This window comes from Kitasatospora sp. NPDC088264, assembly GCF_040685715.1.
In the GTDB taxonomy this organism is placed as follows: Bacteria; Actinomycetota; Actinomycetes; order Streptomycetales; family Streptomycetaceae; genus Kitasatospora.
In genome coordinates this window covers 1-25,114 of record NZ_JBFBIR010000034.1, presented here as the reverse complement: position 1 = coordinate 25,114, position 25,114 = coordinate 1, and the positions used below count along the sequence as shown (strand labels likewise).

The following is a 25,114-nucleotide window of genomic DNA, read 5'->3' as shown; positions in this document are numbered from 1 at the left end:
GGGTGATCACCGCCGCCTCCTGCTTCGCCGACGACCCCGCCCAACCGCAGGCCCTCCCCGCGGGCGCCCCGAAGTGGAACACCACCGCCACCATCGGCCGCGCCGACCTCACCACGGACGCCAGCAAGACCGTCGACATCGCCGAGCCGGTGCCGCGCCCGGGCCGCGACCTCGTCATGGCCCGCCTCGCCACCCCTGTCGACGGCATCACCCCGCAGCAGGTCGCGGCGACGATCGGCGACACCACGCGCCTGTTCGCCATCGGCAGCGCCGACAACATCTGGACCTCCGACAGGAAGGCGACGGCAGCTGGACCACCTTCTACCCCGTTACCAGCAGCGCCATCCGGAGCATCGCCGCCACCACCGGCTGAATCGACCCCGCGCAGGGTTCCCCCACGGGGTCATCGGCAGGAGGTCGGCCGCCCTGCGGTCTCCCACGCACTCACCCGAAGGATCAACCCCATGTCCCGTAAGACTCCGTCCCGTTCCCGGAAGCTCGGTGTGCTGGTCGCAGCCGCGACCGCCGGTACGCTCAGCACCTTTGCCCCCGCCGGCGCCGTTCCTGGCGATCCGGCCGCAGGCGGCTCCTACGCCTACACCGCCCGCCTGGCGATCGGCGACAACGTGCGCGCCTGCACAGGCGCACTGGTCGACCGGTACTGGGTGATCACCGCCGCCTCCTGCTTCGCCGACGACCCCGCCCAACCGCAGGCCCTGCCCGCGGGTGCCCCCAAGTGGAAGACCACCGCGACCGTCGGCGACAAGACGGTCGACCTGGCAGAACTCGTAACCCGTCAGGACCGCGACCTCGTCATGGCCCGCCTCGCCACCCCCGTCACCGGCATCGCGACGCTCCCCGTCGCGACCACCGCACCGACCGCCGGCGAGAACCTGCGCGTTCCCGGCTACGGGCGCACCAAGGACGAGTGGATACCGAACAAGCTCCACTCGGGGGCCTTCACCCTCGACACCGTTGCCGCGACCGCCATCGGCACCACCGGTACCGGCGGCGCCGCGATCTGCAAGGGCGACACGGGCGCTCCCGCGATCCGGGAGAAGAACGGCAAGGCCGAGCTCGCCGCGGTGGCCTCCCGTTCCTGGCAGGGCGGCTGCCTCGGCGAGACCGAGACCCGCACCGGCGCCTCCTCCAGCCGGGTCGACGACCTCGCCGGCTGGGTCCAGCAGACCGTCTCCACGTGGGGTACCAAGGTCGACTACTCCTCCGCGGTCGTCAACTCCGTGTACAACCCGGACACCAAGACCGCAGAGATCTTCGCCCTGGGCACCGACGGCGTCCTCGCCCACGCTTCCAACTCCGAGGGCAAGGGCTGGACCAGCGGCTGGGAGGCACTGGGGGACTGGCAGTTCACGGGCATCCCCGCCACGATCTACAACCCCGCCACCAAGGCCACCGAACTGTTCGCCATCCGCAAGACCGGCGAACTCGGCCACAACTACTGGGACCCGGCCACCAAGAAGTGGGCCGGATGGAGCGTCATTCCCAGCGCCCTCAAGCTCAAGGCCAACCCGGTCGCCGTGTTCAACCCCTCGAACCAGACCGCCGAGGTGTTCACCCTGGACACGAACGGCTACATGACCCACACCTACAGCACCAACGGCGCCCGCTGGGACGACGTCCGGGGCCTGGGCAACTGGCAGTTCAACGGCACCCCCACCACCCTCTACAACCCCGCCACCGACGCCGTCGAACTCTTCGCCACCAGCAGCCGCAACGAACTCGGCCACCTCTACTGGGACAGCAAGGCCAGGACCTGGAGCGACTGGGGCACCATCGGCGGCCAGGCCGTGACCGGCAGCCCCACCGCCGTCGTGAACCCGGCCAACAACAGCGCCGAGGTCTTCATCACCACCACCAACAACACGATGGCCCACAGCTACAGCCTCAACGGCGCCCGCTGGTCCGACATCACCACCATGGGCGGCTGGCAGTTCAACGGCACCCCCACCGCCGTCTACAACCCCGCCTCCAACTCCGTCGAACTCTTCGCCGTCCGCAACACCGGCGAACTCGGCCACAACTACTGGGACAACAAGACCAAGACCTGGGCCGACTGGAGCACCGTCAGCGACTGGAAGTTCTCCGGCACTCCCTCCGCCACCTACAACGCCTACACCAACACCCTCGAACTCTTCGCCACCGGCACCAACGGCACCATGTCCCGCGCCACCTACCAGAACAACAACTGGCTCGCCTGGGAAACCATGCCCGGCTGGACCTTCGCCACCACCGGCTGACCCCAACCCACCACACCAGCCGACCAGGCCGCGACAGCACAGTGCGCCCGCACAGGCAGCCCCACTACGGGCGCACCACATCTGACAACGGCCAGGCATGGCGCGGGCGGGACCTGACGACCATCCGGTCCCGCCCGCGCCCGTCTCCCCCTGCACGCCACCGGCAGCAGCCAGACATGAGAGGAAGAAAGACCCGCCGAACACGAACAGGCGTCCAATCGGTTCATGGCACAGCGCAGCGAGTCAGCCTGCTGGTGTGCGCCCGCCCGCCCTCGGCTACTGGCTGCCAGGCGCCCGGCGAAGTACGTTACGCAGCAGTTGGACCACGCCGTCGGTGATCTCGGTACGGCGCTGCTCCGCCAGGGCGAGCAGTTCGGCGGCTTGTGCGGGGCTGGTGTCAAGGGAAGGGACCGGGCGGGTGTGCCAGGGGCGCATGGCCAGGGTGCGGATCTGTGTGGTGGCGTCGGTCGTGGCCTGGGCGGCGAGTCGGGGGTGGGGATCGCCGCTCAGGACGAGGGCGGCGCGCAGTGCGGTGGGGCGGTCGTGCCGGTTCAGCAGCCGGTAGCCGGCCCGTCGGACCGCCGGCCGCTGCGGGTCGGTGAGCATGTCCCACAGCAGGTCGGCGGGCAACTGGGCGGCACTGGGGGCGAGGGCGGCGGCGGCCTCCTTGACCACAGCGGTGGAGCCGTCCCGCAGCAGCACCATGGCCTGGGGCACGGGCACCGCGTCGAGGTTCCGCAGGGCGCGCAGCGCGTGGACGCGGACCTGAGGGGCTGGGTTGTCCAGCAGGGCGGTGAGCAGTGGGCCGTCGGCCTGGGTGCCGGTCTCGGCGAGCCCGCCGATCGCCCCGACCTGAGGTTCGGCGGCCTGTACTGCCGCACGGTAGTACGCCAGTGAATCCGCACCGGTGCGGCGGGCCGCCTCCCGCGCCAGGGCCCGGACCAGAGCGGACGGGTCGTCGAGGAACGGCACCACGTCCTGGGGAGAGCCGGTGCGCATCAGCCCTGTGAGGGCGGTGGTCCGGACCTCGGCGTGGCGGTTGCGGGCCAGGCGATGGAGCAGCTCGACCTGGTCGGTCCACACCGCCTGCCGGGCGGCGGCCTCGGCAGCTCGGGCCCTGACCTGTCGGTCGGGATCGCTCTCGGCGAGGGCGGCGAGGTCACGAAGCCGCAGGCGTCGCGTGGTGGTGTCGAGGGCGAAGCGCCGCACTACCGCTTCGGGGGCCATGAGAAGCGTTTCGGACAGGGCCGTGCCCGACTCGGCGGACAGCGACGCGCGCAGTTGGCCGTGGGCGAAGGAGCCACGCTGGCGCCGGTTGACCAGCAAGGCCGTACGCACGCTCGCCACGGTGGTCAGCAGGGGGTTCTCGTGGAGCAGCACGGCCAGACCCGCGCACGCCGGCTCCCGGACCTGCCGGACCCAGTCGCTGGTCCGCAGTACCAGAAACGGCATCATCTCCGGATACGGCTGGTTCAGCATCCGCCGCACCGCACGCTCGCGGATGCGGCCATCGGCGTGCGAGGCCGCCAGGGCGAGCGCGACCGGGTCGACCTCGGTGAGCGAGGGGACAGGGCGCGTTGAATACCACGACTCCCGTCGTATGAAGGAATCCAGGCGCAGCAGCAGCGCCGGACGCTCCGTCAGTACGCGCAGAGCCTCGATCGCGTCTCCATGGTCCCCGGCCGCACCAGCCGCCAGCAGCGCGGCGATCAGCTCCTCGAGCGCACCTCCGTCCCGAGCCCGTGCCGCGGCAACCGCCAGCCGCACACGCTCCAGAACATCCACACCAGCAGACGACGGCGAGGGCGGGACAGGCTGCTGACGACGGAGGAAGAAGTTCACCACGCCATCCTGCCGCAGCCCGCCAACCTGACGCTCCCCATATACGACAGCATCAAGAACCCCGCCCCAGAACTTCCACCCGCCGACGGCTGGACCCCAGCATCCCTGGTAGCGATCGGCGTCCGTTCTTCACCGCACCTCAGCGCGACGCTTCGCCACCGCCTGGATCTGTACGAGCACACCCTGCGGGTGCGCACCGGCGCTACCCACCCGCTCCTCGGGCTCACGATCGACGACCAGCACTCCCCTACAGAGGCCTACATCTACCTGACGCCGCCCGACGGCCAGCGCGAGCTGCTCACCCTCGCGTTGGAGGACACCCCCGAGGCGGACGTACGGGCCTTCGTCGTCCACATCCACAGCGCCGTCGCCGACACCGGCAACCGCCGCCAGGCCGAACAGAACCTGCACCAGGTCACCGCCCAGCTGAAGAACGACCTTCGCATCCCCCAGGCCCGACGCGAACTGGACACCGCCTACCACCGCTGGCAGGAACTGACCGGCCACCGTCCCAAGTGACCACCCCCTCGGCGGCAGGCTGGTCCGGAGTCCGGTCCGGTGACGGCCAAAATCCCGTCCGCGCCGTCAAGCCCCCCATCCCCGAAAGCAGCTTCAACGCGTGGGTCGGACCGACCAGGGTGAAGCCCCGGGAAGGTGTCGGGGCTGAGGCTGTTCCATACGACAAGCGGGGTGGCGGAGGTCGCACCGCGTCTTGCTGAGGTCGAGGCGGATGTGCAGGATCTCGTCGAGGCGCACATGGAGACGATGCTGGGGGTGCGGTTCCTGGCGAGCGAGTACAGCACCGGCCCTGTGCACGGCGGGCGGATCGACTCGCTGGGTCTTGACGAGAACGGTGCGCCGGTGATCGTCGAGTACAAGCGGGCGACTGACGCCGGGGTGATCCACCAGGGGCTGTTCTATCTGTCCTGGCTGATGGACCACCGGGACGAGTTCCAGCGACTGGTGCGTGACCGGCTCGGCGCCGAGGCTGCGGCCGGGGTCTTGTGGAGCGCGCCAAGGCTGATCTGTGTGGCCGGTGACTTCACCCGCTATGACGTCCACGCCGTACGCGAGCACCGCCGCAGCATCGATCTCGTACGCTACCGCTTCTACGGCGATCACCACATCGGGCTGGAAACGGTAGCCTCCGTCACCGGACACGCCGCTGCTTCCCGGATGGCCTCCCGCCTGCGCGCGGCCGGGGGCCGGAGCGAGCGTACGGCGGGCGGGGCGATGACGGAGCTGGCCGCCGCGGTCGACGAGGCGCTGCTCGGGCTCGGAGACGACATCGTTCCCGTGCAGCGCAAGCAGTACCGGGCCTATCAGCGGCTGCGGAACTTCGCCTGCCTCTGCCCGCCCCAGCAGGCCAAGCTCCTCGTCTACCTGAAGGCCGACCCGGACACGGTTGATCTCGTCCCCGGCTTCACCCGGGACGTGACAGGACTCGGCCACCACGGAACCGGTGACCTGGAAGTCCAGCTTCGCACGGAGCGGGACTTGGAGCGGGCTCAGGATCTGTTCCGCCTCAGCTGCGCCGCGGCGTAGGAGGGCTCGATCCCGTGTGCGTGTGACGGGCTCCGCTGGGGTCTGGTGTGAAGTTGTGGGTGGGGTGGTCGTTCTGGTGCCTCTCGACGGTGTGGGCAGGGCGTGGCAGTGGAGTAATCAATGGTCCAGTGGTTCTCCGGTTTCGCGAACCGGGGAACCACGGCTATGTTCCGCCGTCATCGCCCGAGAGGGTGGTGGTCCTGGTTGGCCGGCTCAGCGGCGGAGCAGGTCGTCCGGATTGATGGCCAGGTAGGTCTCGGGTGTGGTGGCTTCCAGCGCGGCGGGGCGAGGGTGAAGCCCGGGGTGTTCCCCAGGAGGGCTTCCCAGGCTGGTCCCGGGTGCTGGAGACGGCAGCTCGGAGTCTGCGCTGGACATGGGGCCTGGCCTCAGGTCTTGTCCGTGCAGTCTCCGTGGGGTCAGCGGTCGCCCTCGTGGGGACTCTCATCTCATGTCAGCTCCCGGTAAGTTGTGATCTTGATCGGTTCCGCCAGGAGTGATTCCACCGCGGCGGCGAGGTGCTGGGAGTGCGCGCTTCGGAAGTGGCGCTGGAGGTCTTCGGTGTGTCGCCACCGCTCGATGGCGATGAATTCCTCCGGGGTTTCGATGCTCTGCTGGATGGAGTAGTGCAGGCTTCCCTCCTCGTTCCGGGTGGGTTCGATGACCGCCTGGAGCAGTTGTGCGAGTTCTGCCTCCTTGCCCGCCCTGGCGACGACCCGGCCCACAACCGTTACTTCACTCATCGGCTTCGCCTCTCTCGGTGTTCCGTTTGCGTGTTGTTCCGTTCGGATGGGCGCTCTCCGCCCTTCCTGGCGGACCGGCTCTTCAGGTTCTCCGCTGTCGCCGTCCGACCGCGGGGGTGTGTCCATGGGCAGCGCCGATGGGGAGTGCGGGGAAGACCATGGACGGGTCGTCGAACAGGGAGGAGAGCCGTCGATCGGCGGTGTCGAGCAGACCGTGGTCCTGGAACGACGGTGCGAGGCGGGCGAGCGTGAGCGCGTAGAAGCCGCGTTTTCCACCGGAGACGAGGGGGTGTCGCCGCTGGTGGGTGATGCCCTCCAGACCCTGGGCGGCGAGGAGCACCGGGAGGGTGCTGCCGAGTTCGGGGTGTGCTCCGGCGAGTGTCATCAGCCGGTGCACCGCGGTTGCGAACTCCAGGAAGGCTGTGGCCGCTCTTCTGTCCGGGGCGTGTTTGGCGGCGATGGCGAGTGTCTCGCGACTGACGTCGATCGCTTCGGCGAAGAGCTGCCCGTGTGGTGCCAGCGAGGGGATCAGCCGGGCCAGGACGGATTCGGGGTCCGGCAGATGCTCCAGTACGGATCTGGCGTGGATCAGATCCCAGGAACCTGGTGGCAGAGGGCCTGCGGTGATGTCGTGTTCGATCACTTCGACCCCGGGATGTGCGATGTTCCTCAGAAATCGCGGATCGCTGTCGGTTGCCACCACTCTTCCGGTCTCTCCGGCGAGAGATGCCAGGAGACGGGCGATACTGCCCGCTCCCGCGCCGACTTCGAGGCATGACCACCCGGGTGCCGGGTTCACCCGGGTGAGGATCTCCTCGGTTCCGGGGTCGTAGACCTGCTCGATCGTGCGCAGGCGGTCGAATTCGAGATCCGCTCGGGCGGCTGAATCCAGAACGTAGGGGGCGGGTTGCGGACGGTCCGGGTCGGTCATGGTCTGCCTCTCTGGTTCCTCCGGGCCCGACGAGCGGTGCAGGGCCGCCGACGCGAGCACGAGCAGCCCAGATCAGGGTCCCGCCGGTCATCCGACATGTATGCCGAGTGAGCGAAGATGACTGGTCACCTCACTTGGAGTCTCGGTGGCCAGCGAGATGTATCCGTCCGGTCGTACGAGGAACAGGCCGTGCGGTGCGTACGCGCGGGAGGCGAACCCCGCGGGGTCCGAGACGTCGTGGCCGACGCGCACCACGCGGATCACCGCGGGACCCCGGGCGCTGACAGGCTGGATGGGCGGACTTCCGAAGGAAAGAAGGGTGAAGTGGGGTCCGCGGAAGAGGTCGAAGAGACGTACCGGGGCTCCGCCACGGTCGGTACAAGGGGCATCCGGAGCGCGGTCCCCCGCGTGGAGGGCTTCCTCGACGAGAGCGGGGCGCATCTCCGCGTTGGGTGGAATACCCCGGTATCCGAGTGCCAGATGGTGCGTGGTGCGGTCACGGCGCGCGGCCAGCTCCCTGACCCGACCCGCCCCTTGGTGGATGCGGGTGCTCACTCCAAGCACCTCCGCCGCAGCGGGCCGGCGCTCCGCCTCGTAGGAGTCCAGGAGCGAGGGTGCTGCCTGGCCGGTTGCCGCGAGCGCCAGTTTCCATCCCAGGTTGTAGGCGTCCTGGATGCTCGCGTTGATGCCCTGGCCGCCCGCCGGGGAATGAACATGCGCGGAGTCACCGGCCAGGAACACCCGGCCGACCCGGAAGTGCTCCGCCAGCGCTGCTCGTGCCCGGAAGACCGATGACCACAGCACCTTCCGCACCCGCACTCCCGTGCGGGCGGCCACCAGTTCGCGGACCCGCTCGGGAGCGGGGTCGGGGGTTCCCGTCGCGAACCGTGCGATGACCTGGAAGTAGTCCGTTCTGGCGACGGGACAGATCGCGGTCATGATGCCGACCGCGTCACCCCAGGTGTGCCAGTGCTCGCGGTCCAGTCCGGGAATATCGGCATCGGCCACGAGCAGCGGCCGGGTGTCCACGTCTTCGCGGTCGAACCTCACACCCAGGATTTTCCGTACGGTGCTGCCGCCCCCGTCTGCCCCGACCAGGTAGTCGGCCGCGATCTCCCGCGTACCTCCGTCGGTCCGGACAACCTGGGCCAGCACGCCGGCCTCGTCCTGGGAGAATCCGTCGAGCCGCGCTCCGAACTCGACACGGTGGCCCAGATTCAGCAGTCGCTCGCGAAGCAGTTCCTGGGTGCGCGACTGAGGAAGCATCAGGGGCTCGGCATAGGGCGTGGCCCCAGTGGGCTCGCCACGGGCGATGACGTCCCACTCCCTGACGATCCTTCCCTCCTCCCAGGCCACCATCGGCGGCAGCGGCGCTCCCTCCGCCTGTACTGAGTCGATGATTCCGAGGTCGTCGAAGATCTCCAGGGTGCGCGGCTGGAGACCCTTGCCCCGTGATCCCGGAAAGGGACCCGCGCCGGCGTCGATGATCCGGAAGTCGACGTGCCGACGGGCCAGTTCCACCGCCAGGACCAGTCCGGCAGGTCCTCCTCCGGCAATCAGAACAGATGTGTGGTGGCGATTACTGTCCACGGCATGTCCCCTTTCCGGTCCTCCGTCATCGTGATGCGGAGGAGGTCGCAGCCGGCTGTATGCGGTTTCCCCTTTCTGGTGGTTCAGGCAGCCAGGAGCCGTCCTTCCGCGGTGGGATCGAATGTGAGGGTGAGTGATTCGGGGCCGCGGGAGTAGAAGCCGGTCTCTTCGTAGGAGGCGTCCTCGGGGAAGCCGATGTTCTCCATGAGGGCCAGCAGCATCGTCACGACCGTCTCCAGTTCCCTGCGCGCGAATGCGGCCCCGACGCACGAGTGCATGCCCGCGCCGAACCCGAAGTGGGTAGCGGCGGCGGTGAAGGACCGTTCGGGACCGAGGTCGGTGCGCTGGAGGTCGAAGGTGTCGGGCCGTTCGAAGACACGCGGGTCGCGGTTGGCGGCGGCGAGCATGCACCAGACCATGGTCTCGGCGGGTATGGCGACGCCGGAGATCTCGACGTTCTCCGCTGTCCTGCGGGGGATCAGTTGCACGGGCGGTGTGTAGCGGAGCGTCTCCGCGATGGCGTTGGTCACCAGTCCGGGATCGCCGCGGACCAGGGCCATCTGATCGGGGTGGGTGATCAGATGCCGGAACAGCAGGGCCAGTGTCTTGTCCGCCGGTTCGGTCGCGGCGAGGAGCACGTTGTGGCACAGAGCGGTGACCTCGTGCAGGCTCATCCTCCCGCTCTCGTACTCCGTGTGGCACATCAGCGAGATCACATCCTGGCCGGGGTTCTCGCGCCGTTCCTCGATGAAGGGCCGCAGATAGTCCTCCAGCCGGCGGGCGCACTGGACGCAATGCCGGTATCGCTCCTCGGTCAGAGTGACGCTCGTCACGAATTCGGCCACGCCCTGGAACCAGGAGTGCACATTCCGCCAGTTGTCCTTGGGCAGTCCAAGACTGTCCAGCGCGACCCAGATCGCCAGCTGCTGTCCGAAGTCCTTCACCAGGTCGAACCGGCCGCGCCGCAGATGGGGGCGGATGAGCTGCTCCACGTTGCGGCGGATGAGCGGGATCTGGTCTTCCAGCATCGGCCCGGTGTATCCGCGGATCATTGTCCGGTGTTTGGCGGTGTGTTCGGCGCCGGTCATCTGTGCCAGGACGCGACCGCGCATGACCGGCTCGGCCCGTTCCCGTAAGGCTTGGGTGGTGAAGATCTGGTCCTCGGTCAGAACCCGGCGAACGTCTTCGTGCCGGCTCAGGAAGTAGGCGCCGATGCCGGGTTCGTAGTGGACGGGGTCGTTCTCCCGCAGCTGGGGATACCAGGCGTACGGGTCCCGGGCGAACTTGTCGGACAGGACGCTGATGATGCGGGCAGTCGGATGCATGGTGTTCTCCTCTCATCGGGTTGGCCGTCACCAGGCCACGGGCAGACAGGCGGGGCGGATGAACGTCAGATCATTTCTCCAGGGAATCTCGTGTTCATACACGGCCAGGCGCAGTTGTGGGAAGCGCTCGAACAGGGCGGGGCAGACGATGGTGAGAACCAGCCTGCTGAGGGCGTCGTCTGCCAGGGGCCCAGGATCCGTGCGAAGGTCTGTGGACCCGGCGTCCGGACGATGGATGTCGAATTTCGCCGGGGTGGGGTAGTGCTCCTCGTCCCAGGCCGCGCCGAGGGGCGAGGCGCATACCGCGTCTCGGGCCTTGATCAGGGTGCCGTGTAGTTCCAGGTCTCTGAGCGCGATATGGGTGGGGCCGAGCACCGTGCCCGGGTGGTAGCGGCGGAGTTCCCCGGCTGCCGCCCGCCACAGCACTGGATCGCGCAGGCACTCCCGTAGCGGTTTGGGGTGGAGCAGGAGAGTGAACGGTCCGGTCAGCAATGCCGAGAAGAGTGACCTCGCGCACCGGACGAGCAAGCCTGTCACCACGGTGTGCGACGGTTCAGTGTCGGCCTCCCGCTGTTCGCGGGCTTTAAAGGGCGTACCGGCGGCATTACCGCGGACGGGGCCATCCCGGAGGTGCTCTGTGAGCGAGTGCAGGACCGGGTGCCTGACAGCCGAATTTCCTGTCGGCTCTTCCTGGATCAGAAGGTTCCGCAATTCCTGGGGATCGAATGACAGCCCGAAGACATCGCGGCACACGGCGGCTGTTAGCGGCGCTGCCAGTTGTTCCAGCAGATCGGCAGGGTTGTTCCCGGTTTCCATGGCGTCCAGGACGAGACCCGTCTGTTTCACGATCGAGGCCCGGTGGGATTCCACCGCCCACGTCGCGCAATACTCGGCGCCCGGCTGCCCGGCCCGCGAGCGCGCTGCCCCGCTGATCCCGGCCGGAGGGGGAAGTGCTTCAGCGGCATCGCTCAGGCGCACGAGGTCCGGGTCGGTGAAGACTCGCAGGATGTCGTCCCGGCGGGAGATCATCCACAGCCAGGATCCGCCCGGAAGCTCGACCGGGCAGACCGGCTGCCGTCGGCGTGCCCAGTGGATCACGGGCGGAGGCGTGCCCAGGGGGCCCAGCACGAAGGGAAACCTCAACGGTACTTCCGGTGTCCTCGCCGGCATCGGGAGCTGCCTGAGCTGCCTCATCACGAACCACCCGGCAGTACGGGCTCGGCCACCACGAACCCCTGTTGTGCAGCTGACCGCAGCCCGGTCGCCGGACCGGCGAGCAGGGCCGCGGCGAGCTCGATCCGCCGGTGGTAGACGAACACCGAAGAAGCCACGTCAAAGATCGACGGGCTGTCCACGATCAGCGGCAACTCTGCGATCGGATAACTGACGCAGGCGTCGATCTGCTCCTCACCGGGCTCCGTATCCGCGATGGACCGGACCGCTCCCCGGGCAACCGCCCGGCAGGCCGCCCTGAGGGCGGGATCGACTCGGTATGCCGCTCTGGCCCGCTCACGCAACGCCGCGTACTCGGGTCGGCTCATCAGCTGAGTCCAGGTATGGACGCGCCTTTCCGGCGTGGACACACCGGCACGCGACAGCGCAAGCACCGCGGGATTCCTGAGCTGGTTCACAGCTCGCCGCACACGCCCCACTGCCTCCAGCGGCCTGACGCCCGCAGCGGTGAGGGTATGTGCCGCCTCGAATCCGGGAACGAGAACGTCGACCCTCGTGAAATGTCCGGCTGCCCACTGGACCAACGCCTCCACCCGGCATGGTGTGTAGTAGCCGTTGAACGGGCTCAGACCCACGACGCAGTGGTCGGAGGCATCGGCGATCCGACGGCAATTCTCGCTCTGTGGTCGAATCAGGAAATCCACGGTCACCACCGCTTACCTGCATCTGTATGCCACGTTCTCATGCCAATACCTTTCCCGGTCGCCAGGTCTGAAAGTCCGCCATGAAGTGGGCGGCCCGAAGAGAGAAGGCCGTCACGCCAGAATTCACACCGAATTCTCTGCCCGAACGGCTCAGGTCATTTGGAGACGAAACCTGTCTTCTCGTCACGGCAGCCCTGCGGGCGGCGCCAATACAACTCGACGGTCGAGCCGTGCGCATCACCCGTGATCACTCCGCAGTGCGCCGACGCCTCCTCGCCGTGCTGCTACACACTACGGGATGTTATGAACATTCGATAGACCTTATTGCTGTATTAGTTTAGGCCCGGGAGGCCGCCCTCGGTGGTGGGCAGTGGAAATCGCCATTGTGTTCGTTAATGGAAATTTAGTTCGAATATACTTTCCCTCGGCTGCATTTCGAGCCCGTCGGCACGATCCTCGCCATCCACGGATCTTCCTCACCGAGGTCCGCTCGGCTCGGCGGCACCACCCGCACGTCGGCAACCGTGTGGTGATGTCGACGCCTGCGCCTGGGGCCTCGCGCCTTGGCGCCGGCCGTGCGTACTGCCCACCGCGCCTCCGATGGCCAGGCCACTTCGGCCCCGATCTCCCCGGGTTGTTCGCGGAACACACCCTCGGCGACGACATCTTCGCTATTCGTGGCGACGGCAGGCACACCGTGCCGCGCTTCCCCGAATGCCGGCCCTTGGGCCGGCTGGTACTCACCGCCTCCGGCGCTTACACCATGACCAATCACCGGCGGTTCAACCGCATCCAGCCGCCCACTGGATACCCTTTCGGCGGCGGCAGCGACAGCGTCGTCCCCACGAAGGAGCGCTTGTGGCCACTGTCGCTCCGCAACCCGTGACGATCTGCCGCTGATCACAGACGTCCACGCGTTCGGGGTCTCCCACCCCGAACGCGGGATCGCCTTACCGACTGCTCCGGCTGAGCACCGGAGAAGACGCATGCGGCTCGTGCGTGCCCTGATCGTGGCGATCGACACCGCGATCTCCCGCCGGCGGACGATCACCAGAGCACGATCAAGCCCGTGACCTGCCCGAGCACCCTGCCCCCGCACCACGCCGGCGCACCACGCCGGCGCCCGTGACCTGTGGATTTCAGGATGGAATCAGCTCATGGGGAGTCAGTGGCGGGTGCGTCGGCCCCAGGTGGACAGGGTCAGGAGGGCGAGGTCGGTGTACTCTCCGCCTTCCAAAAGCTTCGTACAGTCCGTCAGTTCTTCGGGTGTGGTGAGACGTTCGCGGATCAGGGCTGGGCCGATTTGCTCCAGGGAGAGCCGCAGGAAGGCGTCGGCGTTGCCGTTCCTGCCCACCAGGCCCGGGGTGCAGTGGACGCCGATATCGGTCAGACCTGCCTGTGAGAGGAGTCCCGGCAGTGCGGTGCCCCATCGCTGCTCGGTGCGCATCACGTTCTCGGACAGGGTGAACACGGCGTTGAGACAGCGCTGGTAGGCGTTCCGGGTGCCGGCCGGGGGATGGACCGCCATGACCGTCTCCACGCACACCCAGCCTCCCGGTGCGGTCCAGCGCGCCATCTTGCCGAGGACTTCTGCTCGCTCCGGCAGGTGTTCCAGCAGTGCTCGGGCATGGACGAGGTCGAAGGAGGCCGCCGGAAAGTCCTCCCGGACGACATCGTGGCGTCGGACGGACAGGTTGGGCACGTCCCGGGGCAGCAGGGCGGTGCTGATGTCGGTGCCCACGACCTCCCCTGGGGCACACTGCTCGGCCAGCCAGCGCGCGACGGAGCCGGCACCGCCTCCGAGCTCAAGGCACCGCCAGCCCGGCTGGATGCCGAGACGAGTGATGACGGAGCGTGTGGTGGGGTCGAGGTACGCCTCGAGGGCACGCAGCCGCGCCTCTTCCTGGGGGATGTGGTGGTCGAGGAGCCCCGCCCCGTACTTCTGTGCTGCGAGCCCGTTGGCCATCTCGGTCACGACGAAGCCTCCGGGGTGTTCGGTGGCTGTCCCGGCCACCGTTGCCGCAGGCGCATGGAGAGGGCGTTGGGTGTGAGCGTGATTCGGCGGGCGGGGTGGACGGGCCGGCCGGGAACCGGGTCGAGCTGCCAGCGTGCGGCGATGGAGGCGAGGGCGAGTGTCGCCTCGTTGCGGGCGAAGACCTCGCCGATGCACTTGCGCGGCCCGCTCCCGAAGGGCAGCAGCGTGCCCGGCGGGGGCTTGCCCGCGCCCTGCCAGCGATCGGGGTCGAAGCTGTCAGGAGCAGGGTAGAGGTCGGCGCGGCGGTGGACCTGGTAGGCGCTGAACATCATGGTGGTGCCCGCGGGGAGACGGTGTCCGCCCAGTACGGTGTCGCTGGTGGTGTTCCGGGTGAAGAGCCATGCCGACGGATACAGGCGGAGCGTCTCGCTGACGATCCTGTCGGTCACTTCCAGCGCGGGCAGGTCGGCGTGCTGCGCGGGGCGGCCGTCGAGGACGGTGTCGACCTCGGCCTGGAGCCTGTCCTGGATGTCGGGGTGGGCGCCGATCAGGTGCCAGGCCCAGGAGAGCAGGATGGCGGTGGTGTCGATCCCGGCGAGGAGGAAGGTGAGAACCTGTTCGTGGATCTCGTCGTCGGTCAGGCCCAGCCCGCCCTCCTCCTGGGGGGCCAGCAGGGTGGACAGTAGGTCGCCCCGGTCGACGCCGTCGGCGCGGTGGTTGGCGATCAGAGTGTCGGTGAGCCGCCGGACGTGGACCCGGGCCTGGTCGAAGCGGCGGTTGCCGCGGGTGGGGAGCTTGTCGGCCATCGGCACGGGCATCATGGCCCGTCGGGCGATGCCGCGGGTGATGGCCTCGACGCTGCCGTAGAGGGCGGCGGAATCGGAGGCGTCCATGTCGGCGGCGAACATGCACCGCGCCGTGACGGCCGTGGTGAGCTGGTACATCGCCTTGGTGACGTCGAGGACCTGGCCGTTGTGCCAGGTGCTGGTAAGTGCCGTGATCTCCTGGCTCGTCATCGTCGCGTACCCGGGCAGCCGTCCGCGCTGGAAGGCCGGCTGGACGAGCCTGCGTTGTCGGCGGTGGTCGTGGGCCGGGCAGCCCAGCAGGCCGTTGCCCGCCAGCTCTCGGAACTTGTCGAAAATGGGCCCGCCCTTGTCGTAGACGCGGTCCTCGGCGAGGACCTGGTGGAGCAGGTCGGGATGGCAGACCATGTGCATGGTCTGCGGTCCCAGTTTGATCCGTACGAGATCGCCGTGTGCGGGCAGTTGCCTCACGAAGTCCAGTGGTCTGCGGGCGAGCGCGAGCGCGTGGCCCAGCACGGGCAGGGCTCCCGGAGCGGTCGCCATCGTGTAGGTGGTTGTCACGGTAGGCATGGCCTCCTGTGCTGTGGTGGATTGCGCCTCGTCTTCGTCAGTCCCGGGCGCGGGGTTCACCGTCGGACGGGTTGACCTGGCCGGGTCCGCAGACCCCGGTCCGGACGGCCGGGACAGGCGGGGCAGCCGTCCGGAGCGCGTTCACCAAGTGGGCGGGTCTGCCCGCCGGGACGGCCGCCGGCGTTCACCCGCCGGTGCGGCGTCCGGAGTGCGCCACCACCAGCCGATCACGGCGGAATCAAGGGCTGATGCCTCCTCCGTCGGCCGCGGATCCGGTGCGTGCGGGCTGAGAACGAGACGCTCCCGTACCGGACCGGCATAGCGCGTGGTGACAAGGCTGAAATCCAGGTTGGCGCGCACCCATCGGCCAAGACTCTCGACGAACCGCCGGAGTTCGGCACCGACCTCCGGCGTCACCGTACGCTCGCTCAGTTCGACGAAGCGGCGCATCACCGTGTTGCGCAACACGACGGCCTCATGGAGCGACTCCGCGGTCGTTGTCTGCCGCTCCGCTGCCAGCACATCCAGGAGGTTCACCTCCAAAGAGCCGCGCTGGGACTCCTTGTGATGAGAGAAGATATCGTTGTCGAGGGAGACGAGGACCGCGCACATCTCCACCAGAGCCCGGACCTCGGGCGTATCACGCAACTCCTGCGGCAAAACGTATCCGTTGGCCACGTCCAACAGCGCGATACTGCTCTGCATCGCACCGTTGCGCAGGCGCAGTAACAAGTAGTCGTCCAGCCTCTGGGGCTTCTCACCGTTTCGCCGCCGCGACCGCTCCCAGACCAGAGCGGCGAAGTAGGACCGGACGGCGTCAGCCCAGTCGCAGAACTGCGTGGGTGTCGCGCATGCAGAGATGCGTGACGCTACATCACGGAGCGCCCAGGCATAGGCGTTGTCCGGCAGGAGCCCGATGTCCCCGGTTTCGGCCACCCTGTGGAGCCGCGCCAGGAAAGCCGCCCACTCGGTGACATCCATGTCCGCGTTCTCGGCCTCGTCGCAGTAATCGTCGTCAAAGGCGAAGAGCCAGGTGTGGTAATCAGCGAAAGCGGCGAGCCCTTCCTCCTTGCCGTGCGGCACAACGCCCGCCGCGAGCGCTCCTGGCCGCATCGTCGAAAACCGTTCCCGACGTTCCCGGTCGGAAGGGATTCCCTGCTTGGCAGCCCAGGCCATCGTGCTTTCATTGATTGCCAATCTGGCCGGGTTCTCAGCTCTTTCGATGGGGCAGTAGAGAGTCAGCCGACTGAAGTGTTCAGGCATTTCAACCTCGAAAAGTGATCTTTGATTGAGGAATCCGACGACGGAAAACGGTGCAACCCTGTTCGCGGGGTGCAAGGTTGATGTCCCGTGGGAGAGGAACTAAACCTGGACACTTGATGTGCTTTATCATGATTTTTAGTCATCGAGGCCCTTGGAGCCTCACGCTCAAGACCTACAGCCGGAGCAGTGGCGTACTACTCCAAGGCGAATAGCGCTGCTTCGGGGAAACCTGGTCGGCTCTGCACCACGCGCGTCTGGTTCGCCCGCCCGGGCCGTTACGGAAGAGCACCGGGATGTCGATGGCGTCGCGGTAGCGCGGGGGCGTGACGTCCTTCGTCTTCTTCTCCGGAGACGCAGGGATTCACTGTCTCAGCAACAGGCCGCTGGTCAGTCACTCAGGGTGGCGCACACAAGGTCCAGGCAAGCAGCCGGGTGCGGGCCTGCCCAGCGACTGGTGTATCTCGTGTTGTGTGAGTTACCGGCGGCCGACGGAAAGTCGGCCGTCGAAGGCGATGTCGAAGGCCTGGAGTGCGGGCTTCCAGCGCATGGTCCAGCGTTTGCGTCCCTGGCCGGTGGGGTCCAGGCTCATGACGGCCATGTAGGCGCACTTGAGCGCGGCGGCCTCGTTCGGGAAATGCCCCCGGGCGCGGACGGCCTTGCGTATGCGGGCGTTCACGCTCTCGATCGCGTTGGTCGTGCAGACGACCCGGCGGATCTCCGCGTCGAACTGCAGGAATGGCACGAACTCGGCCCAGGCGTTCGACCAAAGCCGAACGATCGCCGGATACTTGGCGCCCCATTCCTCCTGGAACTCCAAGAAGCGTTCCTCGGCGGCGTCGGCGGTCGGCGCGGTGTAGATCGTCTTGAGCGCACGGGAGATCTTGTCCCAGTCCTGGCGAGCCGCGTATCGAAACGATGCCCGCATGAGGTGGACCACGCAGGTCTGCGTGATGGCCTGCGGCCAGACCGTGCCGATGGCGTCCGGCAGTCCCTTGAGGCCGTCGCAGACGACCATGCACACGTCCTCGACGCCCAAGGCCACGGAGTTAAGCCCCGCTCGCGTCCGTCAAGAGAGTGATCTCGGCCTGGTTTGCAGGCATGAGGACGGGACCTCCTATAGAGCAAGGGATCGACCAAGATCTGCGTGCTGAAGAGGTCCCGTTGACTGACCAATCTGCCACCGATCGGCCCAATCGCCTTGGAGGAGGCGGAGATTCCGCTCTCGCCCCAGGCCATTTGGGCGAGCTCACCCGTTACCTTCCCGTCGAACTCGTGGACGCGGTGCTCGAGGAGAACCGTGCCGTGGAGCGTCGTCGACGACTCCTGCCCTCTCGCGTCGGGGTGTACTTCGTCCTGGCCCTGTCACTGTTCCCCGCCCTGGGCTACCTGCGCGTCTGGGACAAGCTGACCGCCGGACTCACCACGCCTGGGATCGCCCGCCCGAGCGAGAAGGCCCTTCGATGCCTGCGTCGACGCGTGGGACCCGCCCCGCTCAAAGCCCTGTTCGAGGTGCTGGCCGGGCCGCTCGCGCAATCCACCACGGTCGGCGTCCGCTACCGACGCTGGCGGATCGTGGCCTTCGACGGATGCAGCGCGGTGAAGGTGCCCGACTGCGAGCGAAACCGGGCCTGGCTCGGCAGGATCCAAGCTCGGCTGGGATGGGCCGGCTACCCCCTCCTGCGGCTGATGACGCTCTGCGAAACCGGCTCCCGCGGTCTGCTCGGCGCGGTGTTCGGGCCGACGAGCGAGTACGAGACCACCTATGCGCGGCGTCTCCTGCCGCTGGTGAACGCCAGCATGCTCGTCCTCGCCGACCGGGGCTTCGACGCGGACGACTTCCTGGCGGACACCGCGGCCACCGGAGCCCAGTTCGTCATCCGCATCACCGCTCGCCGACGTCCTGCCATCCTCGCCGTGCTCCCCGACGGCTCGTATCTCACCCGGTTGGGCAGGCTCAAGGTGCGCGTCATCGACGCGACGATCACCATGACCACGAGCGGCCAGACGCTCTGCGAGCACTACCGCATCGCCACCACTCTGCTCGACCATCGCAGTGACCCCGCCGAAGCGCTGGTCCGGCTCTACCACGAGCGCTGGGAGATCGAATCCGCCTACTACGCGCTGCGGCACACCCTGCAGGATGGTCTGGTGCTCAGGTCGCAGGACCGCGCCGGCCTGGAGCAGGAACTGTGGGCACAGCTGATTGTCTATCAGCTCCTGCGGACGGCGATGGTCGACGCGGTGGAGTCCTGTCCGGGCACCGACCCGGACCGCGCCAGCTTCACCATTGCCCTGGAAACGGCGCGCGACCGGATCATCCTCGCCGATGCGGCCGCCGCAGGAACCGCGCTCGACGGTCTGGTCGGCGCCATCGGCCTGGCCGTACTGGCGGGCCTGCTGCCAGCGAGACGGCCCCGCACCAGCGCCCGCTCGGTCAAGGCCGGACGCACGCGATACCCCACCAACCCCGCTGAACCCCGCCCACGGCAGAGCAAGACGATCACCAGCCTGACCGTCACACCCCGCACGACTCCCGAGTCTCCATCCCAACCGCCGGACGACCGCGAGGACCAGCGCAAGGCCGTCACCGGGATCCGGCCCATGGGCGCCGGCAACCGAAACCGGACCTTCCACCTCATGGCCGCCGAGCCCGAACGGTCCTGGCGGCCCCGCGAAGTCGCCATCGCGCTGGGTATCCACAACTACGCGAGTTTCGCGACCCAGATGACCCAGTGGGCCACCGAAGGCCTTCTCAAGAAGATCGCCTACGGGACCTACACCCTCGCCGATGCATGGAAACGGACCACGTTGACGGACGCGAGCGGGCTTAACTCCGTGGCCTTGCCTCGACGCCGCGGTTCTTGATCTCGGTTAGGACCTGCAGCCAGTACTTGGCTCCCTCGCCGCCGTCGCCGGCCCACAGTCCGAGGATGTCGCGCGTGCCGTCCACGGTCACCGCGAGCGCGACGTAGATCGGCCTGTTGGCGACCTGCCCGTCACGGACCTTGACGTGGATGCAGTCGATGAAGATCACCGGGTAGATCGCGTCGAGCGGGCGGTTCTGCCACTCGGCCATCCCGTCCATGACCTTGTCGGTAATGGTGGAGATCGTCGACTTGGATACGCTCGCCCCGTAGACCTCGGCCAGATGCGCGGAGATGTCACCGTGCGTCAGTCCTCGGGCGGACAGTGACAGCACCATCTCATCGACGCCGGTCAGCCGCCGCTGGCGCTTCTTGACGATCTGGGGCTCGAAGCTGCCCTCGCGGTCGCGGGGGACCTCGATCTCGACCGGGCCGACGCCGGTCAGCACGGTCTTGGCCCAGACGCCGTTGCGACTGTTGCCGCTGCCCGCACCGGCCCGGTCGTGCTTCTCATAGCCGAGGTGGTCGGTGATCTCGCCCTCCAGGGCGGACTCCAGCACCCGCTTGGTCAGCTGCTGCAGCAGTCCGCCCTCGCCGGTCAACTGGAGCCCGCTCGCCCGGGCCCGGTCGACCAGCTGCCCGATCAACTGCTCGTCCAGCACGTCCGCCGCCAGCTCGACAGGCCGGACCTCTTCAACCGCCTCAACCGAGACGATCACGTCGCTCATCAGGTGCTCTTCCTTGATCGGGAGATACACCGGTCACCGTACAGACCCTGGATTGGCGATGCGGGTCGGCGTCGGGGCCCGCCGGTACACGGGACGCCGAGGACTCAAAGCTGACGTCAGCGGCTCTCGTCGTGTTCGCGCAGCATCCGCATGACGGTGGCGGGTGAGGGGTGCTGTCCCTTCTTCGCGCCGGTGGTGATGACGAGGCGCTTGGCGATGTCGCGAAGACTCATCTCCTGGCCGCGGAGGTGGAGGGCCACGGAGAGCATGGATTCGTCGGTGACGCCGGCGCCGCCGATGGTCTTGCCGCGCTTGCGGGCGGACCCGTGGCCTTCGAGGGTACGGTCGCGGATGTACTCGCGCTCCATGCCGGACATGGCGGCCAGCACGGTGAACACGATGCCGGAGGGGTCGTGCGAGCCCTTCAGCTCTCCGGTGAGGAACTCCAGGCCGACGTCGCCGGCCTTCAGCTCCTCGGCGAGCATGGCCAGTTCGATGCCGCGGCCGAGCCGCTTGTGCTCGTGGACGACGAGGGTGACGGCGACGCCGGAGGAGCGGATCTCCCCGGCGAGCTTCACCGTGGCCTCCAGCTCGGGGCGCCGGGTGGCGCGGGTGGAGATCTTCTCCGAGAAGACCCGGCTCACCCCGGCCTCGGCGAGGGAGTCGAGCTGGGCGTCGAGGGACTGCCGGGCAGTTGAGGCGCGGGCGTACCCGAGGCGCACGTGCCCGACCGGCCGGGTGTCGGCGCTCGCGGGCCGGGGCAGCTCGGTCCACACCGAGCCGGGCTTGCGTACGGCCGGGGTCGGGACACTCAAGACCTTGGCGAGCTGGGGCACGAGGCGGAATCGGGCGGTGTGGTACTGGATGGCCACCTTGCCCTTGCCGGTCCGGCACGGGGAGCCGGCAGGGGCGGCGCAGGTGGACATCGGGCAGGGTTGCGATTCCACCAGTTTGAAGTCGTTGTCGCTCACGGCCCCGACTGTTTCATGAGGGTGTTTCAGGCGTCCAGGCGTTTGCAACAACTCATGAAACATGGTCGCCGCAGGTGGAGCGCCTGGCGCCGGGGGCTCCACAAGCGACCACCTATGAAACACCGCCACGAGAACCCCGACACCAGGGTGTTACAGACAGGATTCCGGCCGTCCCGGGTGCTCCCACGACCCCGGGCATTGCCCGTCTCGTTCCCGCCGAGGCCGAACAGTGCGACCGCCGTCTGAATGCTCGCGGCTGCAACCAGAACCGCCGACTGGAAGCCGCAGCTCGCAGCGTCGTTGCCGAGGTTGAGTCCCGGCCAGGAACCCCCGGGCGGCGAAGCCGAGGACCGCTGCCCTTGCACGGGTGGTGCGCGCCAGCCTCGATCCGGCCAACGCCGTAGTCTCGCTCGCCCAGGTTGTTCTCGCGACACTCCGTGTTCCCACCTCGCCGGAATCCTGTCTGCCTTGCCGGCAAGACTCCCGCATCTACCTCGCCGGGTGTCGAAGTCAGCCGCGTCGCAGCCGACCCGGCGGCGACCTCAGGCGGGCCCTGCTCGCCGGGATCCGCGGCCGCACGCATCGTCTTCGCCCGGACCACACCTCGGACCTGGACCCCTCCAGGGCGGTTCGGCGCCATGCCGCCTGCGTCCCGGAGCCCGGGTGTTGCGGGTCGGCGGAACCCGCATTAGATTACGTATCGGAACGTAAAGGAGATGGCGATGCGCCACACCACGCTCGGATCACTTCACGTCTCGGCACAGGGACTGGGCTGTATGAGCATGAGCGAGTACTACGGTCGGCCCGACTGGGATCGGGCCCTGTCGGCCGTCCACCGCGCACTGGATCTGGGTGTCACCTTGCTGGATACCGCCGACATCTACGGTGCCGGGCACAACGAGGTCCTGCTCGGCCGCGCGATCGCGGACCGGCGCGAGGGCGTCGTGGTGGCCACCAAGTTCGGCATTGACCGCTCGGCGGGCGATCACCGTCGCCGTGTGCGCGGGGAGCCGGACTACGTGCGCCGCTGCTGCGACGCCTCCCTGCTGCGCCTGGGCGTCGAGCACATCGACCTGTACTACCTGCACCGGCCACCGCAGGATGTCGAGCTCGCCGCGACCGTTCAGGCGATGTCGGAGCTGGTGGCCGCGGGCAAGGCGCGCCACCTCGGGCTGTGCGAGGTCGACGCGGACCAGTTGCGGCAGGCGCACGCCGTGCACCCGATCGCCGCAGTGCAGAGCGAGTACTCCCTGTGGAGCCGGGAGGTCGAAGCCGTCGTACCGGCCATGGCCGAGCTCGGTGTCGGCCTGGTGCCGTACGCGCCACTGGGGCGCGGTTTCCTGACCGGAAAGGTGGATCCGGGCTCGCTGGGAGAGAACGACTCCCGACGCGCCCATCCCCGGTTCCAGGGCGATCACGCCGCCGCCAACCGGCGGCTGGCCGAGACGGTGGGCGCGCTGGCGGCGCAGCTGGGTGTGACCGGCGCGCAGCTCGCACTGGCCTGGGTGTACGCCCGCGGTCGTCAGCTCGGGATCTCCGTGGCGCCCATCCCCGGCACCAGCAGCCCGCGGCACGTGGCCGAGAACGTGGCCGCGCTCACGATCTCGCTGGACGACGCGGCGCTGGCACGGCTCGATCGGCTCGCCCGGGAAGTGTCCGGCGAGCGGCAGGGCCCGCTGGAGGCCGTCCGACCCCCGGCTCAGCCGTGACCGGCCCGCAGACCCGCGGCCGGGGACGGCCTCGCGAGCCCGAGCACGCGGAGCTCGTGCTCACCGCCGCCACTCAACTGCTCCTGGGAGGCGGCGTCGCCGCGTGCACGGTCGAGGCGGTAAGCCGCCGCAGCGGTGTGAGCAAGCCCACGATCTACCGGCGCTGGCCGCACCGCACCGCGCTGGCGATCGAGGCCTTCGCCGCGCACATCGGCCGCCTGGTGCCGCTGGCCGAGACCGGGGACAGCGCGCACGACCTGGTCCAGGCCGTCGCCCGCTTGGCCGAGTACTACCAAGGTCGCGACGGCATCGTCTTCGCCCAGCTGGTCGCCGCCGCCGTGCTGGAACCCGGTACCGCCGACCTGCTCAACTCCCGGTTCTTCGCGCCGCGCCGCGCGGCGCTGCGCGAGTTGTGGGACCGCGGGGTCGCGCGCGGCGAGCTCGATCCGCACGTCGAGCCCGATGCGGCGATCGATCTGCTGTTCGGCCCGACAGCGTTCCGCCTGCTGCTCGGCCACCAGCCCGTCGACGTGGACTCCTGCGTTCACCTGGCCCGCACCGCCCTGCAGGGCTTGATGCTCACCCGGCCGACCACTCCGTCCCTCGCACCGAAGGCAACCGGAGGTTAGAACCATGCTTCCCATCACCGACACTCCTCAGCAGCCCCATGCGAAGCGCCCCGGGCGCACCCTCGTGGCCTCGCACTCGTTCAGTTTCGCCCGCCGCGAATGGATCGAGGCCAGTGCTCCGCTGTCGGAGCAGTTCCGGGTCGTCGCCGTGGACGCGCCCGGCCACGGCGAGGCGCGCGAGATCCCCGGCTACACGATGGCCGAGATGGCCGCCGCGTTCGCCGCCACGATCAACGAGCTCGGCCTGACCGACTACGTGCTGGTCGGCCACTCGATGACCGGCAAGGTCATGCAGATCCTCGCCAGCCGCGCGGGCGCGGGGCTGGGGCTGGAGCATCCGCCGGCGAAGCTCGTGCTGATCACCCCCACCCCGCTCGGGCAGGAGGTCGGCGGCGAGGACCTGCCGCGCGAACTGTTCGAGAGCCGCAGGGACCACGCTGACGCGGAGAAGTTCGTGCTGGACCGCACCGCGGTGCCGCTGACGTCGGAGGTGTTCGACCGCACCTGCGAGGACTACGCGCGGATGAACCGCACGGCCTGGGACGCCTGGCTGAACAAGGGGATCTACGAGGACTGGACCGAGCGCGCCGCGCCGATCGACGTCGAGACCCTGCTGATCGTCGCCGACAGCGACCCGATCTGGGGCCTGGAGATGCAGAAGAAGCTGACGGTGCCTCACCTGTCCAACGTCACGATCGCATCGATCGACTCCGGCCACCAAGTGCCGCTGGAGGCACCCCAGGCCCTCTCCGACCTCATCATCGCCTTCGCCGCGTCATGACCGGCGCCGCTCAGCCATCGACCGCAGACCGGGATTGGGGCGGGCGACTGCCCCTGGCCTCCCGCGGTCCCCTCACCGAGGACCAGCTCGCCGCGCAGCGACGCATACGGGCCCAGGTGGTGCCGTGGGCCCGAAAGGCGGGCGCCGCCGCGGCCACGGCCGAAGGAGATCTGATCGGCCCGTTCAACGCGTTCGCGCACCGTCCCGCCGCCGGCATGCCCTTCCTGGCCTGGGTCCTCGCCGACCAGGCCCACTCGTCCCTGGCCGCGCCCCTGCGCGAGATCATCATCCTCACCGTCGGGGCGGCGTGGAACTGCGAGTACGAGATCTACGTCCACACCGCGATGGCCCGGCACACCGGCGTCGCGGAGCCGGTGATCGAGGCCGTCCTCGCCGGACGCCCGAGTGTCGACTTCTCGTCCACCGAGGCAGCCGTCCACCGCTTCACTGATGAACTGGCACGCACGCGGTCCGTCTGCGACGACACGTACCGCCTCGCGATCGAGGCGGTGGGGCAGACCGGCGTCCTGGACATGGTCAACCTGATCGGCGCCTACCTCGCGACTTCGGCCCTGCTCAACGCCTTCCGAGTGCCCGCACCACCTCCAGCCGAGCCCGCCTAGGCAGTGTCGTCAAAGTGATCTTGGCTAGTGGATCATGGTGTGGTGATACGTCGCCATGAACTCTCCGATGCCGAGTGGGGCTTGGTGGAG

General features: G+C 68.5%; 19 protein-coding genes and 2 pseudogenes. 8 read left to right on the top strand and 13 right to left on the bottom strand.

The features are described 5' to 3' along the window. The first annotated feature begins 2 nt into the window (after positions 1–2). Entirely contained in the window at positions 3–2,258 is a 2,256-nt protein-coding gene (locus AB0O82_RS24300; RefSeq protein WP_363586047.1) for a trypsin-like serine protease, read from the top strand. A 276-nt stretch (positions 2,259–2,534) separates the two neighbouring features. Here AB0O82_RS24300 and AB0O82_RS24295 read toward each other — a convergent pair whose 3' ends face one another. Beyond that, the gene (locus AB0O82_RS24295) at positions 2,535–4,043 is read right to left on the bottom strand and encodes a HEAT repeat domain-containing protein (RefSeq protein ID WP_363586046.1); all 1,509 of its coding nucleotides are present in this window, start codon (positions 4,041–4,043) and stop codon (positions 2,535–2,537) included. A gap of 246 nt (positions 4,044–4,289) precedes the next feature. Here AB0O82_RS24295 and AB0O82_RS24290 point away from each other — a divergent pair, with 246 nt between their 5' ends. Both AB0O82_RS24290 and AB0O82_RS24285 read left to right on the top strand, forming a co-directional pair. After that, positions 4,290–4,619 carry a hypothetical protein gene (locus AB0O82_RS24290; RefSeq protein ID WP_363586045.1) on the top strand — a complete coding sequence of 110 codons (330 nt, stop codon included), beginning with the start codon at positions 4,290–4,292 and terminating at the stop codon, positions 4,617–4,619. Positions 4,620–4,754: 135 nt separating this feature from the next. Further along, the gene (locus AB0O82_RS24285) at positions 4,755–5,645 is read left to right on the top strand and encodes a DUF5655 domain-containing protein (RefSeq protein WP_363586044.1); all 891 of its coding nucleotides are present in this window, start codon (positions 4,755–4,757) and stop codon (positions 5,643–5,645) included. 446 nt (positions 5,646–6,091) lie between these two features. On the opposite strand, the gene AB0O82_RS24280 is transcribed toward AB0O82_RS24285, so the two are convergent. The 10 genes and pseudogenes from AB0O82_RS24280 to AB0O82_RS24235 form a co-directional block, all read right to left on the bottom strand. After that, complete coding sequence (locus AB0O82_RS24280) at positions 6,092–6,385, bottom strand: putative quinol monooxygenase (protein ID WP_363586043.1); 294 nt, start codon at positions 6,383–6,385, stop codon at positions 6,092–6,094. 82 nt (positions 6,386–6,467) lie between these two features. Next, positions 6,468–7,316 carry a methyltransferase domain-containing protein gene (locus tag AB0O82_RS24275; RefSeq protein WP_363586042.1) on the bottom strand — a complete coding sequence of 283 codons (849 nt, stop codon included), beginning with the start codon at positions 7,314–7,316 and terminating at the stop codon, positions 6,468–6,470. Positions 7,317–7,403: 87 nt separating this feature from the next. Beyond that, complete coding sequence (locus AB0O82_RS24270) at positions 7,404–8,906, bottom strand: FAD-dependent monooxygenase (protein WP_363586041.1); 1,503 nt, start codon at positions 8,904–8,906, stop codon at positions 7,404–7,406. Positions 8,907–8,989: 83 nt separating this feature from the next. Further along, positions 8,990–10,231, bottom strand: coding sequence for a cytochrome P450 (locus AB0O82_RS24265; RefSeq protein ID WP_363586040.1), 1,242 nt, complete (start codon positions 10,229–10,231; stop codon positions 8,990–8,992). Between the two features lie 27 nt (positions 10,232–10,258). Then, positions 10,259–11,359, bottom strand: coding sequence for a cytochrome P450 (locus AB0O82_RS24260; RefSeq protein ID WP_363586039.1), 1,101 nt, complete (start codon positions 11,357–11,359; stop codon positions 10,259–10,261). Between the two features lie 65 nt (positions 11,360–11,424). Continuing rightward, the gene (locus tag AB0O82_RS24255; RefSeq protein ID WP_363586038.1) at positions 11,425–12,114 is read right to left on the bottom strand and encodes a tRNA-dependent cyclodipeptide synthase; all 690 of its coding nucleotides are present in this window, start codon (positions 12,112–12,114) and stop codon (positions 11,425–11,427) included. Between the two features lie 1,159 nt (positions 12,115–13,273). Further along, positions 13,274–14,074, bottom strand: a complete 801-nt coding sequence (locus tag AB0O82_RS24250; RefSeq protein ID WP_363586111.1) for a class I SAM-dependent methyltransferase — start codon at positions 14,072–14,074, stop codon at positions 13,274–13,276. Positions 14,075–14,079: 5 nt separating this feature from the next. After that, a complete protein-coding gene (locus AB0O82_RS24245) occupies positions 14,080–15,456 on the bottom strand; it encodes a cytochrome P450 (protein WP_363586037.1) in 1,377 nt (458 codons plus the stop codon). Positions 15,457–15,597: 141 nt separating this feature from the next. Continuing rightward, positions 15,598–16,794: a terpene synthase gene (locus AB0O82_RS24240; RefSeq protein ID WP_363586036.1), complete on the bottom strand. Its 1,197-nt coding sequence runs from the start codon at positions 16,792–16,794 to the stop codon at positions 15,598–15,600. A 400-nt stretch (positions 16,795–17,194) separates the two neighbouring features. Further along, positions 17,195–17,752: pseudogene (locus AB0O82_RS24235) on the bottom strand (transposase); the annotation flags it as partial. Between the two features lie 203 nt (positions 17,753–17,955). Here AB0O82_RS24235 and AB0O82_RS24230 point away from each other — a divergent pair. Further along, a complete protein-coding gene (locus AB0O82_RS24230) occupies positions 17,956–19,584 on the top strand; it encodes an IS4 family transposase (RefSeq protein ID WP_363586035.1) in 1,629 nt (542 codons plus the stop codon). Here the strand turns inward: AB0O82_RS24230 and AB0O82_RS24225 are convergent. Both AB0O82_RS24225 and AB0O82_RS24220 read right to left on the bottom strand, forming a co-directional pair. Then, positions 19,568–20,311, bottom strand: a pseudogene (locus AB0O82_RS24225) (IS256 family transposase); the annotation flags it as partial. The gene AB0O82_RS24230 and the pseudogene AB0O82_RS24225 sit on opposite strands and share 17 nt — an antisense overlap. 116 nt (positions 20,312–20,427) lie before the next feature. Beyond that, positions 20,428–21,282, bottom strand: a complete 855-nt coding sequence (locus AB0O82_RS24220) for a recombinase family protein (protein WP_363586034.1) — start codon at positions 21,280–21,282, stop codon at positions 20,428–20,430. Between the two features lie 722 nt (positions 21,283–22,004). Here AB0O82_RS24220 and AB0O82_RS24215 point away from each other — a divergent pair. The 4 genes from AB0O82_RS24215 to AB0O82_RS24200 are packed head-to-tail and all read left to right on the top strand — an operon-like array spanning position 22,005 to position 25,024. After that, a complete protein-coding gene (locus AB0O82_RS24215) occupies positions 22,005–22,991 on the top strand; it encodes an aldo/keto reductase (RefSeq protein ID WP_363586033.1) in 987 nt (328 codons plus the stop codon). Beyond that, a complete protein-coding gene (locus AB0O82_RS24210) occupies positions 22,988–23,620 on the top strand; it encodes a TetR/AcrR family transcriptional regulator (protein ID WP_363586032.1) in 633 nt (210 codons plus the stop codon). Before AB0O82_RS24215 ends, AB0O82_RS24210 begins: the two co-directional genes overlap by 4 nt. A 4-nt stretch (positions 23,621–23,624) precedes the next feature. Continuing rightward, positions 23,625–24,401 (top strand): alpha/beta hydrolase, encoded by a 777-nt coding sequence (locus AB0O82_RS24205; protein ID WP_363586031.1) that lies wholly within the window; start codon positions 23,625–23,627, stop codon positions 24,399–24,401. Further along, positions 24,398–25,024, top strand: a complete 627-nt coding sequence (locus tag AB0O82_RS24200) for a carboxymuconolactone decarboxylase family protein (protein ID WP_363586030.1) — start codon at positions 24,398–24,400, stop codon at positions 25,022–25,024. Before AB0O82_RS24205 ends, AB0O82_RS24200 begins: the two co-directional genes overlap by 4 nt. Positions 25,025–25,114 lie beyond the last annotated feature (90 nt).